The organism is Acidisphaera sp. S103 (genome assembly GCF_009765975.1).
Taxonomy (GTDB): domain Bacteria; phylum Pseudomonadota; class Alphaproteobacteria; order Acetobacterales; family Acetobacteraceae; genus Rhodopila.
Genome location: NZ_LMUJ01000079.1, coordinates 130,061 through 145,886, shown reverse-complemented (window position 1 = coordinate 145,886; position 15,826 = coordinate 130,061). Strand labels below are relative to the sequence as shown.

The 15,826-nt window shown below is 61.8% G+C and carries 18 protein-coding genes and 1 tRNA gene; 9 read left to right on the top strand and 10 right to left on the bottom strand.

All coding sequences use genetic code 11. From position 1 onward, the window contains the following. Nucleotides 1-13: 13 nt before the first annotated feature. A complete protein-coding gene (locus tag GSQ89_RS27125) occupies nt 14-241 on the bottom strand; it encodes a hypothetical protein (RefSeq protein WP_158931143.1) in 228 nt (75 codons plus the stop codon). A gap of 115 nt (nt 242-356) precedes the next feature. Here GSQ89_RS27125 and GSQ89_RS27120 point away from each other — a divergent pair, with 115 nt between their 5' ends. The 3 genes from GSQ89_RS27120 (at nt 357) to GSQ89_RS27110 (ending at nt 3,051) form a co-directional block, all read left to right on the top strand. Next, the gene (locus tag GSQ89_RS27120; RefSeq protein WP_158931141.1) at nt 357-1,262 is read left to right on the top strand and encodes a LysR family transcriptional regulator; all 906 of its coding nucleotides are present in this window, start codon (nt 357-359) and stop codon (nt 1,260-1,262) included. A gap of 402 nt (nt 1,263-1,664) precedes the next feature. Continuing rightward, nucleotides 1,665-2,135, top strand: coding sequence for a hypothetical protein (locus GSQ89_RS27115; RefSeq protein ID WP_158931139.1), 471 nt, complete (start codon nt 1,665-1,667; stop codon nt 2,133-2,135). Nucleotides 2,136-2,697: 562 nt separating this feature from the next. Beyond that, nucleotides 2,698-3,051 carry a hypothetical protein gene (locus GSQ89_RS27110; protein WP_158931137.1) on the top strand — a complete coding sequence of 118 codons (354 nt, stop codon included), beginning with the start codon at nt 2,698-2,700 and terminating at the stop codon, nt 3,049-3,051. 182 nt (nt 3,052-3,233) lie between these two features. Here GSQ89_RS27110 and GSQ89_RS27105 read toward each other — a convergent pair whose 3' ends face one another. The 5 genes from GSQ89_RS27105 to GSQ89_RS27085 form a co-directional block, all read right to left on the bottom strand. Further along, nucleotides 3,234-3,623: a response regulator transcription factor gene (locus GSQ89_RS27105; RefSeq protein WP_158931135.1), complete on the bottom strand. Its 390-nt coding sequence runs from the start codon at nt 3,621-3,623 to the stop codon at nt 3,234-3,236. A gap of 660 nt (nt 3,624-4,283) precedes the next feature. Continuing rightward, on the bottom strand, nt 4,284-4,595 hold the full coding sequence (locus GSQ89_RS27100; RefSeq protein WP_158931133.1) for a DNA-binding transcriptional regulator: 312 nt from the start codon (nt 4,593-4,595) through the stop codon (nt 4,284-4,286). Continuing rightward, on the bottom strand, nt 4,592-4,954 hold the full coding sequence (locus GSQ89_RS27095) for a type II toxin-antitoxin system RelE/ParE family toxin (RefSeq protein WP_158931131.1): 363 nt from the start codon (nt 4,952-4,954) through the stop codon (nt 4,592-4,594). The genes GSQ89_RS27100 and GSQ89_RS27095 overlap by 4 nt, the downstream gene beginning before the upstream one ends. A 122-nt stretch (nt 4,955-5,076) precedes the next feature. Continuing rightward, nucleotides 5,077-6,234: a hypothetical protein gene (locus GSQ89_RS27090; protein WP_158931129.1), complete on the bottom strand. Its 1,158-nt coding sequence runs from the start codon at nt 6,232-6,234 to the stop codon at nt 5,077-5,079. Between the two features lie 315 nt (nt 6,235-6,549). Then, the gene (locus GSQ89_RS27085) at nt 6,550-6,699 is read right to left on the bottom strand and encodes a hypothetical protein (protein ID WP_158931127.1); all 150 of its coding nucleotides are present in this window, start codon (nt 6,697-6,699) and stop codon (nt 6,550-6,552) included. 658 nt (nt 6,700-7,357) lie between these two features. On the opposite strand from GSQ89_RS27085, the gene GSQ89_RS27080 reads away from it, so the two are divergent. Continuing rightward, nucleotides 7,358-7,498, top strand: coding sequence for a hypothetical protein (locus GSQ89_RS27080; protein ID WP_158931125.1), 141 nt, complete (start codon nt 7,358-7,360; stop codon nt 7,496-7,498). Between the two features lie 107 nt (nt 7,499-7,605). Continuing rightward, nucleotides 7,606-7,914 (top strand): hypothetical protein, encoded by a 309-nt coding sequence (locus GSQ89_RS27075; protein WP_158931123.1) that lies wholly within the window; start codon nt 7,606-7,608, stop codon nt 7,912-7,914. A gap of 787 nt (nt 7,915-8,701) precedes the next feature. On the opposite strand, the gene GSQ89_RS27070 is transcribed toward GSQ89_RS27075, so the two are convergent. The 3 genes from GSQ89_RS27070 to GSQ89_RS27060 form a co-directional block, all read right to left on the bottom strand. After that, nucleotides 8,702-8,778: transfer RNA gene (locus GSQ89_RS27070), tRNA-Arg, on the bottom strand. A 117-nt stretch (nt 8,779-8,895) separates the two neighbouring features. Beyond that, nucleotides 8,896-9,651 carry an ABC transporter ATP-binding protein gene (locus tag GSQ89_RS27065; protein WP_158931121.1) on the bottom strand — a complete coding sequence of 252 codons (756 nt, stop codon included), beginning with the start codon at nt 9,649-9,651 and terminating at the stop codon, nt 8,896-8,898. A 220-nt stretch (nt 9,652-9,871) separates the two neighbouring features. Then, nucleotides 9,872-11,431 carry an FAD-dependent oxidoreductase gene (locus tag GSQ89_RS27060; protein WP_158931119.1) on the bottom strand — a complete coding sequence of 520 codons (1,560 nt, stop codon included), beginning with the start codon at nt 11,429-11,431 and terminating at the stop codon, nt 9,872-9,874. Nucleotides 11,432-11,561: 130 nt separating this feature from the next. Between GSQ89_RS27060 and GSQ89_RS27055 the strand changes: the two genes are divergently transcribed. From GSQ89_RS27055 to GSQ89_RS27045, 3 genes are all read left to right on the top strand, one after another. Continuing rightward, nucleotides 11,562-12,182, top strand: coding sequence for a hypothetical protein (locus GSQ89_RS27055; protein WP_174254934.1), 621 nt, complete (start codon nt 11,562-11,564; stop codon nt 12,180-12,182). Continuing rightward, nucleotides 12,160-12,549 carry a transcriptional regulator gene (locus tag GSQ89_RS27050; RefSeq protein ID WP_158931115.1) on the top strand — a complete coding sequence of 130 codons (390 nt, stop codon included), beginning with the start codon at nt 12,160-12,162 and terminating at the stop codon, nt 12,547-12,549. The genes GSQ89_RS27055 and GSQ89_RS27050 overlap by 23 nt, the downstream gene beginning before the upstream one ends. Before the next feature lie 315 nt (nt 12,550-12,864). Further along, nucleotides 12,865-14,295, top strand: a complete 1,431-nt coding sequence (locus GSQ89_RS27045) for a DUF4173 domain-containing protein (protein WP_158931113.1) — start codon at nt 12,865-12,867, stop codon at nt 14,293-14,295. Nucleotides 14,296-14,447: 152 nt separating this feature from the next. Here the strand turns inward: GSQ89_RS27045 and GSQ89_RS27040 are convergent, their stop codons facing one another. Continuing rightward, a complete protein-coding gene (locus GSQ89_RS27040; RefSeq protein ID WP_158931111.1) occupies nt 14,448-14,912 on the bottom strand; it encodes a PilZ domain-containing protein in 465 nt (154 codons plus the stop codon). Nucleotides 14,913-15,095: 183 nt separating this feature from the next. On the opposite strand from GSQ89_RS27040, the gene GSQ89_RS27035 reads away from it, so the two are divergent. After that, nucleotides 15,096-15,824, top strand: a complete 729-nt coding sequence (locus tag GSQ89_RS27035) for an SDR family NAD(P)-dependent oxidoreductase (protein WP_158931109.1) — start codon at nt 15,096-15,098, stop codon at nt 15,822-15,824. Nucleotides 15,825-15,826 lie beyond the last annotated feature (2 nt).

The window sequence follows — 15,826 nt, the reverse complement described above, 5'->3', positions numbered from 1 at the left end:
GCCTGCGGTCGGGCTACGCCCTCCCTACACCCCACGCCCGGGAAACCTTCTCATCCTGATTGACGGGGATTCTCACCTTGATTGTCGCGCGGCAGTAGTCGGCCGAAAGGTTCGGACCGACGGCAACGATGCGGCCACCCTCGACCAGAACATCTCCGGTCGAGAGGTGGGGAACATTGGGGTCCATCGTGACGATCGTGCCGCCTTTGAAAAGTGTGCGGCCGGTCTTCTGCGTGCTCATGATCGAAGTCCTCCTGGGGTTGGCGCATTTGGTCTCGCCGTTATCCCCTCTCGATCGATTTGAATTAAGTGAGCTTATGTCAGATCATTCCTGACTAAAGATCAGGAGATGGCTGATGCCGTTCGATGGAAGGATCCTGTCGGGGGTGAGCGTGCTGGCCGCAGTGGTCGAGGGCGGTAGCTTCGTCAAAGCCGCCGACCTCATCGGCATCACCGATTCCGGCGTCAGTCGAGCGATCGGTCGGCTTGAAGCAAGGCTGAACGTGCGGCTGCTCGATCGTACGACGCGTTCCGTGACGCTGACCGACGAGGGGCGACGCTTCTATGAGGAGGTGAAACCCCATCTCAGCGCAATCGAGGACGCGGCCGCCGTTGCCTCGGGCACGGCCTCGGCCGTGCGCGGCAGGCTCAAGATCGACATCGACCCATTCTTCCTGCCCTTGGTGCTGGCGGGCCGTCTCGGGCCGTTCTGCGAGCTCTATCCAGAACTTTCGATTGAGTTTGTGACCAGCGAGCATATTGGCGACCTGGTATCTGAAGGTATCGACCTCGCCATCCGCTTCGGTCAGCCGCGTCGGTCCAGTTTGGTTGCTCGCAAGCTCGTCGAAGCGCCGATCCTGACCGTGGCCTCACCCCGCTATCTCGAACGTCATGGCAAGCCCGCGCACCCGAGCGAACTCGCCCGGCATCGCTGCCTGCAGTTTCTTGATCCCTATTCAGGCCGGCCATTCGAATGGGAGTTCGTGCGAGGTCAGGAGTCGGTCGAAGTGCCGACGAGTGGCCCGCTCACTTTCACCGATCCAAAATCGATGCTTCAGGAATGCGTCGCCGGCACGGGTATCGCCCAGATCATCGGTTGGGGTATCGGAAGTCTGCTGACGTCCGGCGAATTGGTCGATCTTTTCCCGGACTGGCACGGCGAGCGCTTCCCGCTGTTCGCCTTCCACCCTTCGCGTAAACATCCCCCTGCGAAAGTTCGCACCTTCGTCGATTTCTGCGTCGAAATCGCTATGGAGCTATAGTGTCGACTGCCGCTGAAACTCGGCGCCCAGCGATCCGGATCGCGCCTGCAATCCTGCCGCAAGCATCTTGTGGAGAAGGGCGACCGACCGTGGCCGCGAATGAAGCATCATTATGTGCCGCAGATCTATATGCGCCGCTTCGCCTGCGCCGACGGTTGGCGGCACGGGACAGGCCGTTGCTTTAGGGGCGGCCGATCGCCGGGTGCACAAAATTGCGCAGGGGTCTTCGTGCTGTGAGGGCCCTTAGACGGGAGGTTGTTGCCGCCGCGGCAAAACCTCAGGGCCGTCTCGAAAGGGGCGGCCTTCTTCTTGTCTGGACCGTGCATCTTGCTGGCGCTCATTTGAAGCGAGCCGCTCGATTTCCCTCCCATTTGAGACTTGTCCGGACAGGGAGATATAGGGATGCGCCAGCTCGTTGCGGGTATCGGATTGCTGTTGCTGGCTGCGTGTGGCCGCACGGATCAGCAGAAGTCGGTCGATCTGCTGCAGCAGCGGCTTCATACCCGAATGGCCGACGCGGTGAGTGCCGGCGCAGCCACGATCCAGGATCTGCCCGATGGCGCCATCGTGACCTTCCCGGACGGGCGGCCTGCTGCCGACCCGCGCACGGACCTGGTGGAGGCGCTGCTCGATCCTGGCCTGCTGCGCATCGGCATCGTCGCTCCCGCCGGTTTGCCACCCTACGCGGCCGATCGACGGGTCCAGGCCTGGGAAGCCGATTTTCGCCGTACGCCGATCGGTCCGGCCTTGCGGCCGCCATCCGTCATGCCTCAGCCGTCGCCAAACGGCATGACGGTCTCAATCCAGGTGGTCTGCCCAGACCGCTCCAACGGCTGGGGCTATGATGTTTCACATAGCCCAGCCTGCTTCTGATCCATCTGCCCCTGTGACTTTGAGACCCCTCCCCACGGTGGCGCGGTATCTGCAGCGACGGGGGAGGGCGAATCGCCCTCCCTGTAGGCAAAGGGTGTGCGATATGGGCACATCCCCGGACGCGAAAGGGAGTCGCTACTGCCGACACCCGTTGGGGCGGCCCTTCCGCTGCTCACCCCTCACGGCCTGGGAGCGGTGATCCCAAAACGTCCCCTATAGGATGCCCCAAAAGACTCCCCAAAGGGTTCCCTTAAGGATGCCCCGGCCGTGTCCGCTCGAAGTGCAGCATCTCCGACAGACCAGGTCATCCTAGACGGATGGTATGGTATCGTTACGAGTGGGCGCGGGGATGCGCAAAATTGCGCAGGGGTCCGCTTACTGTGCGGACCCTTGGTGGAAGGGTGTCGGGAATAGCGACACCCTTGGAGGCGGAAGGACTAGCAGGAGTAATTCCTTCTGTATTTGGGGCGGAATAGCACAAAATATTCCAACTCAAAAACGGTCGGCTACCACTCAGCGACAAATGTGCCCTATCGTGCCTTCGCACTGACCGGAGGACGCGATGCCTGCCCAAGTGGTCCTGGTGCTGGACGATATGGCACTTGCTAATCAGGCGGTTGAGGAACTTGCCGCCCAAAATTATGAGGCGGTCGCTCTGCCAAGTCCGCTGGTCGCGCTCGATGCGCTGGAGAGTGCGGACCAGGTGGAGGTGCTGATCACCGGCACCGGACACGCAGAGGGCCAGCCTAACGGCGTGTCATTGGCGCTGATGGCTAGGTCGAAGCGCCGGGACGTCAAAGTCATCTTCGTCGGGACGCCCGACCAAGCCCCCTACACGGAGGGCCTCGGAACCTTCCTGACGTCGCCGACCACGGTGGAAGAGGTGGTCGAGATCACTGTACGCCTTCTCTCCTGATGGACACGCTCGCGAGATGGCTGGAGGCAAACGAGTTACGTTTCAAAGCGGAACGCTGGCGCCGCATGGCTATCCTATTTACGGACAAGCAGGCGATCGACGCCCTGAACGACCTAGCGGCCCGCTTCGACAAGCAGGCGGATGAATTGGAAGCCGTTACGGCGGCTTTACCGCCCTGTGCATCAGCCGCCCAACCGCCTCATGGCAGCGGATAAAAATGCCGCAAGGCCGTCTTTCCAGCGTGGCTTTGGGATGAACGTCAAGTCCAGTTCCTTCGCGCCTGCGATGGTCTCGGGATGAGAATTGGCAGTCATCAGCGCAATCGGCATCGCTGGATACAAGTGTCGCAGATTGGCGGCGAGGCTGAGGCCATCTCGCCCTGGCGTGTTGTGGTCGATCAAAGTGATATCGACGCGGCCATCCAATGCCAATGACATGGCGGTATCAGCGCCTCGAGCCTCAACCAGCCGCCACGTGGAATGCTGCCCGGCGGAATAGAGCCTGCTGATTGCGTAGACCGCCGCCATTCGGACCACTGCACCATCGTCAACGATCATCACCCAATAGTCCACCAGGCCGCCCCTCCGATTGCGGCGGAGACTGGTCCTGTGCCCATCAGTTGGCAAATCACACACCCATCGGCCGATGGCTTATCCGGGGCACTCTTCGGGGTGGCCCTTCTACTGCCCGGCAAGGTGCGGCACGGCGCCGTGCCTTTGCATCGATCTGATGCAAAAGGAGGCCCGCACAGTTAGCGGACCCTTGCGCAGTTTCGCGCATGGGAAAGCGCGCCACGGTGGCGCGCTATCGGGCGGCGAAGGATGTGCGAAATATGCACACCCCGATGACGGAAGGGGGTCAATACTGTTGAGCCCCTCGCCTCGCAACAGCCCCGCAAAATGCCGTATCGCCACGGCGCCCGGACGGTGCACCGACCACCCCGCCAAACTCCGATAAAGTGTTGCACAACTCCCAAAATGTGTTACCCGGCCCCGCGGCCATTTTCCCATAATGTGTTGCACAAGTGCGATAATGTGTTGCTAAGTTTCTGAGTAACGGGGGGACGACATGATTTGGCGCGATCGGCCTTTGGAAGAGCATGATTCCGAAATCCATCCCTTTTGAGAGGCGGACCATCCGGAGGTCATCCCAACCGGTCGCGTGCATCCCAGGTCAGCGCGGCGATCTGCCGGTAACGGAAATCGGCAGTGGTTGAGAGGCGCAGGTGCCCCTCAGGCCGCCTTCCGGTCGGGAGACCCACTCAGGAGCGCTAGAACTTCCTTGTGGTTTCGGTCGATGACCATGAGATAAGCGCGCATCGCGCCGAGCGGCCGGTGGCGCCCCTGCTCCCATTGCCGAACCTGATGCACCGTGAACCCAAACGCGGAGGCAAACTGATCCTGCGACATCTGCGCCTTCAGGCGTATCGCCCGGACGTCCATCTCCGCGGGGACGTGCAGCTTCGCCGGGTCGGCGGCCCCTTGCGCAATCGCCAGAGCCTCATTGAGCCCTTCGGCGATCTTGTCGAATGCCTTCTTGCTCATTGTGTCGCACTCACTTTCACAATCCGTTTTTTGTATTCTGAGACGATCGTCTGCGTCAGGAGAGCCAATTGGTTGCACTCAGCCTTGGTCAGATTGGCCTTCTCACCTTTCGAGAACACCGTAATCAGGAAAACCGGCATCATCTGCCCGCTGTAAAACGTGATGGTCCGATAACCGCCACTTTTCCCTTTGCCGCGTCCGGCTACACGAAGCTTCCTGCATCCACCTGTTCCCGCCATCTCATCGCCAGCCATTGGATTTACGGCTAAGTAATTGATAAGATCGGTAATCTCATCGGTAGACATGCCCGCGTCTTTGGCCGCCCTTTGAAAGCTGTGCGTTTCGCAGACGGTGTGCATGTCCGCTCCTATATGTGTTTCACGCAGTCGCGTCAATAGATGGTCACGCCGCCGTGAACAGAGGGGCTGCCGCCAGGCAGGCCACGGCACTGGGTCGCGATCCTGCCGGGCTTCAGCACTTCTCAGGCAGCGAGCAATTGCCTTTCACGCCACATGTCCACCTTGGGGAATCCGGCGCTTGTGCGCTCGGTTTCCAGCACCCTCAGAGGCGGCATAGCGTCGCCCCGGATCCAGGCGTTCCACGCCTTCACTGTTAGAATGGCCACGTCGATCGGACTGATGTTGATTCGATCCTTTGTCATCGCTGCACCGCAAAGTCTCGTGTGGAGCCGATAGGTCGGCTCTGATTCATCGCGAGCCAAGCCGCTGGCGGCCAGATCAGCAAATTCCAATACTCGTTCAATGGGTGCTGTCCGTGCAGCAATTGCCAGGACAAAACCGAAAGACCCGGTGCGGGTCGGGCGGAATTTCGAGCGCTGGATTTTTGCAGCTATTTTACAAACGAAAGCATCAGTATCGACCACTTTGAGTATTTCACCGCTTTCCACGTGCGAACGGTTGCCCATTTGCCCTTTGTCATAATGGATCAGCAGACGTGCGATGGATGCCTGGCAACTTGTGTGGCTGTAACCTTCGATGCTCAGCACATGCCCTGCGGTGCGCGTTGCGCCGGTGCCGGTCGCATGGAACGCCTCGCGCGGAATACCGAAGCGGACATCAAGTTCAGCTGCGATGCCGCTTGTAAGGATCGCCGTGAGCCGATGCTGGCCATCGTTCAGAACGCCTTCGTGGGAGACAATCACCGGCTCGCCGGTGTTCACCCAGGCACCGTCACTCAGGATTTTGCAAAACCGCTCGATCGCCCGGCGTGCAATGGGTCGATTGCCAGTGTTCAGCTTCAGCAGCCATTCGGCGATCTGAGGGGTGACCAGGCCGGTCAAGGTGCCATGGTGGGTAAGAATGCGCTTAAGAAGATCATCTTCCGAGGAAACCAAGGGGCGCGCTGGAGCGGCTTTCGGAGCGCTCGTCGGATTCGTTGGCCGCGGTATCCTGTTGACGCTTTCGGTTATCTTGAACGGCGGCAAACTCAACTCCACCCGCCGGGCGTTGATACGATCCAGGGGACGTCTGATCCCCTTCAAGTTCATCGTATTATCTCGCGCCCAGGCCAGTGCGCCTTCCATGTCGATCGGCACATATCGTGATGCGGCTTTCTCGCTGGCGAGGATGGCGTCGACGACGCTGGCGGAGCCGTCCCTAGTCCGAAGAGATGCTGACATTGTGGCCTCCCTTGTGACGCGCCCGTGTTGGACGCCCGAGGAGGCTAGGAACCGAGTACCGGAGTCGGGACAGTTTCTTTCACTTGCCCGGCCGGGCGACTCCAAATTTCCTGGGGATAAGTGCGATGGTGACGATCCCACCCCCTGATATCAGTGCATCGTCAAACCGGTCTGGCGATCGAATTGACGGTGCGTCCGTGGTCGCAATGAGCGCTCGATTTCGGACATCTCCCCAGCCACGCTGGATCGTCGCGACCCAGACAGCAAAAAGGCCGGGGATGACCCGGCCTCTGCTACGCTCACGCGATCGAAAGCTTACTGGCCGCCGATGACGTTGCGGTTCAGACTGTTGGCCGTATTGTCGTACGGGCCGTAATGGTTGCTGTAGACCGCAGCATTGGCAAGCGGGGCAACAGCGGCGCTCAGGCTCAGAACGGCCAGGGCGGCGAGGAACATCTTTTTCATCGGAATTCTCCATCTGCGGTCGGGCAAAATGTCCGGCTTTGATGGACGGTAATTGGGCCTTCGTGGCCGGATGATAATGCTGCGATGCGGCATTGGAGCTATGCACTGGGAGACGAAATCACCAATAAACCATGCATTACAGCTTGGACACATTGTTGATTCGGATCGGCACTGACACCACATTCCGGGTTGCCGTCTTATCGGACGCTACCGGTATCTCCATCCCGGTGAGGCACCCGAGATGACCGAACGGCCCCCGGCAGGGTTTCGGGTTCTCTGCCGGGGCCTGTCGCGATCGAGCCTGGAAGCCGTCGTCAGAACGTCCTAAATTTCCGACATGTTCGTTGTCACCGAAGCCGATGCCGCCGCGATCCGCACGGTCTTCGAGCAAGAGGGGGGCCTGTCGGCCGCGATCGAGGTGCGCCGACGCTTCCCAGGCATCACTGACAACGTGAAGGCGCGGGAACATGCCCGGACCATCGCCGGGTGGCAGCCGTTGCCTCCCCCTCCTTCGAAGTCTCGGAAATGCAGTAGCAGATCATTGACGCGGTGATGGCTCGCTCCCTCCAGAGCAACGCGGCGCGAAGCCACCCGCTCTTCGCCTGAATCGTCATGCGGGAATCTACCAGAGTATCCCGGCGCCTTCGTGGCGCGGTTGGTGACCGACACCCCGACGCCCTACATTCTGGTCGGGCATACCCTGGCCGAGGTCCACGCCCGTTTGCCGCATGGCCTGGAGCGCTCCGATCGTCAGCCGTCAGACCCGCCGGACGTGGTGGAGGCGTGGTTTCCAGCGTAATCGGCGCCTACGTGCAGCATTCGAGACGCCTTGAATGCAGGCCCGTGTGCCTCGCCAATGCCGACACCTCCGCCGGCAACCCGTGTGGTGGGAATAGGCTAACCCTTATGGCGTCGGCCGGACATCAGGACGGGTGCCTCGGCGAGCTTTACCGCGGCAGCTTCGAACAGCGCCATCGTTGGGACGAGGGCTTTTCCGCAGACGTGCTGGACGGGCAAACGCCAAGCCTCAAGCGTGCGGTGCGAAATCGGCATTCCGAGAATCCTCCCTATTTCCTCGGCCCCGCGCCGTCGGGTGATGCGAGGTGGAAGGGTCTGAATTTGTTGACGAACGTCGTCAGTGAGAATGACGCCAGAAACAGCAACCCCCAACACGGCGGTGGGCGCGGCGGCGGAGACTTCGGCGTAAGTTTGTAGGCGCATTGCGGGCCTCGAATGGATGAAAGAGCGCGTCCCGGAAAGGGGACATAACCACCCTGCGCAGCGGGGCAAACGGGCCACGGTTTCGGCTCACCGGTGATAACGTGTCACCAGCGAGCAGACATCGCCCACTTCAACGCTGTGCCTCCGTGCTGAGGCGCGCAAGAAAAAAACGAGGGCGAACGGAACAAAAAATCACGGGTGTCGGCCCCGTCATCCAAAAGCGTATCGCGTCCGCTAAACTGCACCTCACGAGGTGAAGCCAAGAGGAAGTGCATGTCAGGCTGAATCCTGTTCGTGGTCCTAATCGGTCACATTGGCAGCAACGGCGATCAACCCATGACATCGAGCGCGCTGCCGATGGCGACGCACGAGGCATGCGAAACTGCTGCCTTAGACCTGCGGCGGCACCTCGTGGGCCAGACATTCATCGGGGGCAACGTCGTGGACGCCATCACCCGCTGTGAACCCAGCGGGTCCGGCCAGTAGCCCAGCTCTACGGGCAGTGCCGAACTCTCGGCAGGTGGGATCGTATTCGGCGGCACCTGTGCGTCTTCGTTGCTGGCTGACGTCAGTCCGCCGAAGGGCAACGGAAGGTTCCTCTATTGCAGCGGAATGGCCACCCAGGCCTGGCAGTCGCGAGAGCAATCGCCAATTGGCAGCCCAAGCGTTCGAGTAGGCTTTCCACCCTGCTGTCCTGTCAATGTCCTGTCAGGCGAAAACAAGCCCGAAGGCCTCCATGACTATATTGGTCAATTTCGTAGGGAATATCAATAACTTCGAGTGGCGTCCCCGGCGCGATTCGAACGCACGGCCCCCAGATTAGGAATCTGGTGCTCTATCCGGCTGAGCTACGGGGACATACCAATACCATCGCCTGATAGCCGTCAGGCTCGGTCTCTGTTCAGCGGCCCATATTATAGCCAGCCCTTGCGCCGATGTCCAAGGCGAACCCAAGGCGAACCAGGAGAGACGCCGTCAGCGCCCCTCGGTTTCCAGTCCCAGATAGATTCGCTGGACGTCCTTGTCGTCGGCCAGTGCCGCGGACGGTCCCTCCAGCACGGTGCGGCCGGTTTGCAGGACGTAGGCATAGTCCGCCACCTCCAGCGCCAATTCGACAGCCTGTTCGGCCAGCAGCAGCGTCAGGCCCTCGCGCCGCAGCCGCGCCAGGGTTTCGTACATCGATTCCACCACCGCCGGTGCCAAGCCCAGGCTTGGTTCGTCCAGCATCAGCAGCTTCGGGTCGCTCATCAGGGCCCGGCCGGTCGCCAACATCTGCCGCTCGCCGCCCGACAACGTGCCCGCCCGCTGCTTGCGGCGTTCGGCGAGGCGCGGGAACAGAGCGAACACCCGATCCAGCAAGGCTGGCACGCGCTTTTTGTCGGCCAAAATGGTCGCCCCGAGGCGGAGGTTCTGCTCGACGGTCTGCTGCACGAACAGCCGCCAACCTTCGGGGGACAGGGCCAGGCCGGAGGCGACGATCGCGAAAGCCGGCCGCCCGGTAATGATCTGCCCCTGCCAGGTGACTGTTCCGGCCGCCGGCGGCACCAGCCCGGCGATGGCATTCAACGTCGTGGTCTTCCCGGCACCGTTGGAGCCGAGCAAGGCGACGACGGATCCGGCGGGGACGGAAAGCGAGACGTCCGCGACACCGACGAGGTCGCCATAGCGAACATGCAAATTGGATACGGTCAGGAGAGAGGGGACCGTCGCAGCCGACGCCCTTTCCGCCATCAGCATGAAGCCCCTGGCAGATCGTTGTCGTCTCGCCGTTTTATCAATGGCGTCTGAGCTGTTACCCGCATGATCCGTACGTTTTATGGTCCGTCATGGATCATAGGGGAACGGGGGAAAAGAGAAAGCCACTGGGCACATCGACTGGCCACGCGTTCGACAGATGCGCCGCTCGGCTTCTCGCTGGCAGGTTCCAGGGCCAGAACTCTTTTTGCGTAGCCTATCCCCGCATCCGTTCGCCGATATCCGCCAGCACCTTATGCGCCGAACGAACCGCGCCCTCCTGCCAGCCGGTGATGAACGACATGTGCTCGCCGGCGAACAAATATGGCCCGTCGCCCTTCAACAGCATGGGGAACTGGGTCGCTCGGGCCTTGCGGCTCCATTCGGCCCAGCCGCCTCTTGTGTAGGGAACGTTCTTCCAGGAGACCGAAATGCCGTTGGCGAGGAATTGTGGTGCCTGGGGATGCAGATGCGCGACATCGTCCAGCGTGTCGTGGAGGCGTTGCCGCAGGGGTTTGGCGGCGAAGGCGTTGCCCACGCCTTCCGACCAGATATAGGCGCCGACCAGGATGCCCTTGGTCTGCTGCAGGCCGCCCGACGGATACCACATTTGCGTCGCGTCGCGGCTGGTCCAGGAAATGCCGCCGTAGATCTGCTGGTCCAGTTCCCAGAACCGCCGGGACGCCTGGAAGGCCACCTTGCCGGCCGGGATATACTCCACAGCCTGCATCGCGGTTCGGGTCGCCGGAGAAAAGTCCGTGTCGATGCCACCGAGCGCCGAGAACGGCACAGTCACGACGACGCAGGGCGCGTCGATGTGGTGTTCGGCTCCGGTTCCGGCGTGTTTCCAGGTGATTTGGGCGCCGGTTTCGGTTCGGTGGAGGCGGGTCACCACCGCCTGGTAGGTGATGACGCCGGCCAACGCTCGCCCGAACGCCTGGCCGATACGCCCCATGCCGCCCACCGGCTGAAGCATGGTGGCCGCCATGTTGGAGAGTTCGCCGAACTGCATCGGCCCCTGCCAGAAATCCGACTGCAGGATTCGTTGCAGGTCCAGCGGTTGATTGGCGGTTCCCGGCTGGGTCGCGTCCGGCGGTTCCGCCCAGCCGGCGCGTGCCGAACCGTGATAGGCCATATCTTTGTCGAGCGCGCCGAAGCCGCGCAGGAAGGAACGCAGGCGGTCCTTGTCCTCGGCGGTGACCGGCTGGGCCAGCAGGTCCTTGTCCACAGCCTTGGCCGCCAGTTCGGCGACGTAGCCGCGGGCGTCGTTGACCACGCGCCGGTTGAGCTGCGGTGCGCCTTCGAACGCGTGGTCGTCCTGCATCAGGGCGGCTCGGTTGTCGTTGCACAGGACCTCCAGCGGGACGCCCAGGGTGCGGCAGTAGGACAGGATGCCCTCGTGGTGATAGGGCAACCGAGCGGGTCCAGGGTTGAAGTAGAGGTGGTCGTCGCGGTCCCAGGCGACGTGCTGGGTGGTGGCTGTCTCGGTGACCGTGTCGCCGCCACGCAGCGACCAGTTGCGGCCGCCGGGGCGGGTTCGCGCCTCCAGGACAAGGGGATGGTAGCCGGCGCGGCGTAGTTCGTAGGCGAGCACCATGCCGGCGATGCCGGCGCCGATGATGACCACGCGGCGGCCTCGGCCGGGTGGCAGTGCGGATGGGCCGGCATAGGCAGATGGGACCGCCAGCAGGCCCATCGCGGCCATGGTGTGATAGGCGGCCGCCACGCCGCCGGCGTTGCCAACCAGGTGAAGGAGTGAGCGACGGGACAGGGTCATGGCATGGACTTTAATCACCTCCGGGAAGGCGGCGTAAGGCCGTGGCCAACGATGCCATGGCGGGAAGTTTGGCTTGCATGGCTCTGCGATCCCGCATACTTTGCATTGTAGAGTCTGGATGAGGATGGCGATGGATCTCGGGCAGGCGTTGGCCGATATCAGGGCGATGCGCAGCCAGATGGCGCGGGACACCGTTTTTCGCGGCTATGGGCCGGCGACCTTCGCACTGACCGGGCTGTTGGCGGCCGCTGCTGCCTGGATTCAATCGCGCATTATCCCCTCACCCGATCAAAACGTTATCGCATACCTTGCTTTGTGGACGGGAACCGCGGCCGTCTCGGCAACCGCGATCGGTATCGAGGTCGTATTCCGAACGCGCCGGATTCACCACGGACTGGCCGATGAGATGATCGGCGCGGCCGCCGGGCAATTGCTGCCTTCGATCGGCACCGGGGCACTGTTAACCATCGTGCTGTGGCGGTTTGCACCTGAAAGCGCGTGGATGCTGCCGGGGCTTTGGCAGATCGTGCTCAGCCTGGGCATCTTCGCGTCCTGCCGGGCACTGCCGCCGGCGCTCAATGCGGTGGGGTTCTGGTATCTCGCGACGGGCCTTGCCTGCCTGGCTTTCGCGGGCGGCCAGCACGCGCTGTCACCCTGGGCCATGGGTGCGCCGTTCGGGATCGGTGAGTTGCTGGCTGCACTGCTCATTGCGATAACGGGAGGATGGGATGGCGAAGACGACGTCGTCTGACAAGACCGCTGGGCGGTTTGCCTATGATGGCCTGGACCGTATCATTCATGAGAAGGCACGGCTCAGTATTTTGACGTCGCTGGTGTCGAATCCGAAAGGTGTCGCATTCGGCGACCTGAAGCGGCTTTGCGGACTGACCGATGGAAACCTGAGCCGGCACCTGCAAATACTGGAAGAAGCCGGGCTGGTGCTGATCGTGAAAAGTTTCGTCGATAACAGGCCACACACCGCATGCAGGCTGACGGCGACGGGGCGGAAACGCTATCTCCGCTATCTGGCGGTCCTTGAGCAGGTCGTACGGGACGCCGCGGCGGCTGCCCAACACGAACGTGGGGCGGCGGATTGGGGCGATTTCGTACCAACCTGAGTCTGCGCTTTTTTTGCGAGGATACTTTGTAATGCAAACTATATGGGATAGCAAAGTCAGTTGCGATAATCCGCCTGCGGCCGACCGATCCCCATGCATGTTGGTCAGAACCGCATGGAGCGTCCGTTGCGGAGTGGACGTTGCCATACCCCGAACCGTGTTGTGGGACGCATGGTGGTTGGATCGGGCACCGCTGTCATATGCATCGAACGCGCCTCGGTGCTTGTCATGAGCGATCAGGACTTGACGGCCGCAGGCAACCCGTTCGGGACACAAGCTGAATCGCGGGAAAAGCAGGTTTGTCCGCGAAATCTGATGACCGCGGCTATACTGGTCGCAATGTCCGATTGGCTGTTCTACGGCCACCCGTTTGGCGTTTCCGCCGCCGTCTTTTTGATTTCGCTTGGCGCCGGAACCGTCATTTCGTATCCGGTTCGGGCCAGTGCCGCCGACTGGACGATCGCTGCGGCGATTTTGGCATTCAGCGTCGCGCCTCTGGTCATCCAGCCTAGCCTGTTGGCCACGGCGTTCGGTATTGTGGGTGCAGCCTGTGCCGCCACCACGTTGCATGATGCCGATTTGTCGTTGTTATCCCGGCTGAACAGCGCGGGGCGCCTTATCCGGGACATCGGGTGGCGTGTGGCACCCGATTTATACCGAGCGGTCGATGACTGGCGGCGAAACGGACCGGTCACATGGAACCGCGGCACGCTGTTGACCTGGATCGTGCCGTTGGGATTGGGTGGCGTGTTTCTCGGATTGTTTGCTTCCGCCAACCCGGTCATCGACGATGGGCTGTCGTCGCTCACACCGATTCTGACGTACGCAACGATACCACTTGGGCGCATCATCGGTTGGCTGACGGCCTTGTCATTGATATGGCCGTTCATTGTCGTTCGGCGCGCCAAACCGGCGAGGCCCGAAACCATTGCGGGGCCGGATAACATACCGGTATCCGGCGCTTGGGCGTTGCTTTTCGGCAAGCGGGCTGTCGTGCGTTCGCTGGTATTGTTCAATCTCCTGTTCGCGGTGCAGACCGGGCTTGATCTGGTCTACCTGTGGGGTCCAGGGACGCTGCCGAGTGGCCTGACTTATGCCGCCTATGCGCATCGCGGTGCCTACCCTTTGATCATGACTGCGCTTTTGGCCGCGATTTTCGTGATCGCGACAACGCAGCCGGGGCGTGAAACCGCCGGGTCACGGCTTGTCCGGCGCCTGGTCGGACTTTGGATCGCGCAGAACGTACTGCTGGTGGTCTCATCGATCCTGCGCCTCCATCTGTACGTCGCGGCCTATTCCTTGACCGGGCTGCGTGTCGCGGCGTTCATCTGGATGGCGCTTGTTGGTGCCGGGTTGGTCCTGGTGTTGGTGCGCATGCTGTCCAACCGTTCGAACGCATGGTTACTTCGCGCCAATGCCTGCACCGTTGCGGCGACGCTCTACATTTGCTGCTTCGTCAACTTTCCGTCGGTCATCGCGACGTATGACGTCCTCCATTGTAAAGCACTGGCGGGACAAGGCGCGTTTCTCGATGTCTATTACATCGAAAGTCTTGGCCCTCAGGCCATTCCGGCACTCGATATCTACATGAGACGGGGTCCACGGAATGGTCTGGTCCGAGAGACACGAGATGGACTTCGGACCGATTTCCTCACGCGCCCTGACGACTGGCGGGGTTGGACCTACTGGGATTGGCGGCTTGAACGTTATATTCGGAGCAACGAGGAAGATACTTCGTCGAATTGACCGAAAATGCCGCAAGCAAATCCGGGGCGCGCTGGTGGTCCAGTATCGCGCATCATAGAAGCGCAATATGTCGGTCATGGCCGATAGTATCCGATTCACGCGGCGAATCGTGGTCGCGTCGCGACTCTCGTTTCTCTGCGATCGGATACTTGTCAGACCTGGAAGCGGATGCGTTCCTTCAGGGTCGTCTTGAAATGGGCATAGGCGGCTTCGGCTGCCTCGGTGGCTTTCGCCAGCACGGGGTCGTCGAAGAACCGCACCGAACGCAGCAGGCGGATCGGGATGTCCAGGTCGTTCGCGGGCAGCGCATTGAAGGCCGACAGGGCCAGGGAGGCGGCATCCTCGGCCAAAGGCGCGAGGCCGTCGAAGGCGAAGCCCAACTCGGTGCCCTGCGTCCACTGGACGTGGGCGACGTAAGCGCCACCGCCGGCGAAGCGCAAAATCACCCGATCCGGGATGGTGGCCGTGACATCGGTGCGAACACGGGCCCCGCTGGAGGAAACGTCGAGGACGACACAGTCGATCACGGCGCGGCCAAAGGCTATCTTCGCCCGCTTGAGGACGCCGGTCCTTGTCTCTCGCCGACGCGGGTCAGTGGTGTCGATCTGTGCGTTCATCGGCTCAACGTGTGCCCCCAGGAGGTTGCGAGGCCAGTCCTCTTTGTGGGGCATAGGGCGGATGCGCTTACTAAATGGTTACAGTGTTTATTAATGACACGTCGGAGGCGTCGGCCGGACAAACCATCTTGTCGCGGCCGCCGGTCCGGCCTTCACTGTGGCTTCCCAGGAAGGAGTCGCCGCATGGCGCAACGGTTCGCAGGACGTTCGGCCATCGTCACCGGTGGCGTTTCAGGGATAGGCGCCGGCGTTGCCCGCCGCCTGGCGGCCGAGGGTGCCACGCTAAGTTTGTGGGATATGGACGAAGCGGGGCTGGCGCGATCGGGTGCGGCGCATACGGTGACGCTGGACGTCGCCGACCCTGATGCGGTCCACCGGGCAGCCAAGGCCACTGCCGACGTGCTGGGAAAAATCGACATCCTGGTGGCCTCAGCGGGCATCACCGGCCCAAACGAGACCACGTGGGCATATCCCGTGGCGGCCTGGGACCGGGTGATCGACATCAACCTGAAGGGCGTTTTCTACTGCTGCCACGCGGTGGTGCCGTTCATGCAGGCAAATGGCTATGGGCGGATCGTCAATATCGCCTCGATCGCGGGCAAGGAGGGTAATCCGAATGCGTCTGCCTACTCCGCGTCGAAGGCGGGGGTGATCGGGTTGACGAAGTCGCTGGGGAAGGAACTGGCGGGGAGCGAAATCCGCGTCAATTGCGTCACGCCAGCGGCGGTGAAGACGCCGATCTTCGATCAGATGACGCAGCAGCAAATCGACTGGATGCTGTCGAAAATCCCCATCGGCCGGTTCGGCGCGATCGATGAGATCGCCTCACTGATCCTGTGGTTGGCCAGCGAGGAATGCAGCTTCTCCACCGGCGCGGTGTTCGACGTCTCCGGCGGACGGGCGACATATTGAAC